The sequence below is a fragment of the Vulcaniibacterium gelatinicum genome, from assembly GCF_008033445.1.
Lineage (GTDB): Bacteria > Pseudomonadota > Gammaproteobacteria > Xanthomonadales > Xanthomonadaceae > Vulcaniibacterium_B > Vulcaniibacterium_B gelatinicum.
The window spans coordinates 1-551 of record NZ_VNKO01000047.1; the positions used below are offsets into that span (position 1 = coordinate 1).

Below are 551 nucleotides of genomic sequence, written 5' to 3' on the forward strand. Positions count from 1 at the left end.
CGCGCCACACCAGCCCGCCGTCGCGGCCCCACTGCGGGCGCGACTCCTGCGCCTCGGTGCGGGTGAGCTGGCTCAGCGCGCCGCTGCGCAGGTCGCGCACGAACACGTCGCCGTTGCGGACGAAGGCCATCCGCGCCCGTGCCACGTCGTACACCGCGCCGGGCGCGTCCATCTGCGCCCGCGCCGCGCCGTCCAGCCGGGTCGCGGCGCCGCCGTCGAGCGGCTGCACGAACACGTCGCGCACCGTCGCCCCCGGCCGCTTGGCGCTGTAGTAGGCGCGGGTGCCGTCCCACGACCACCACGCCCGCTCCACCGGCGCCCCGATCCAGTCCGGATCGGCCATGACCCGGTGCAGGTCCAGCGGCTGCGCGGGCTGCGCCTGCGCGGCGGCGGCGAACAGCAGCAAGGCAGAGGGCAAGAGCAGACGACGCATCGGACGATTCCCCCGGGCACGGACGACGACCGCGCAGCGTAGCAGCCCCCGGCGCGAGCGGGCGGGCCGAAGGTCATGGTCGGGCGGGAGGCAGGTCGCGGGGCGGGTGTGGCAGACT

The 551-nt window shown here is 76.8% G+C and carries 1 protein-coding gene; it reads right to left on the minus strand.

Annotation, left to right across the window (positions count from 1 at the left end):
* Positions 1 to 433, minus strand: a 433-nt coding sequence (locus FPV26_RS12580; protein WP_484444113.1) for a TolB-like translocation protein, incomplete at its 3' end; no start/stop codon positions are given.
* Positions 434 to 551 lie beyond the last annotated feature (118 nt).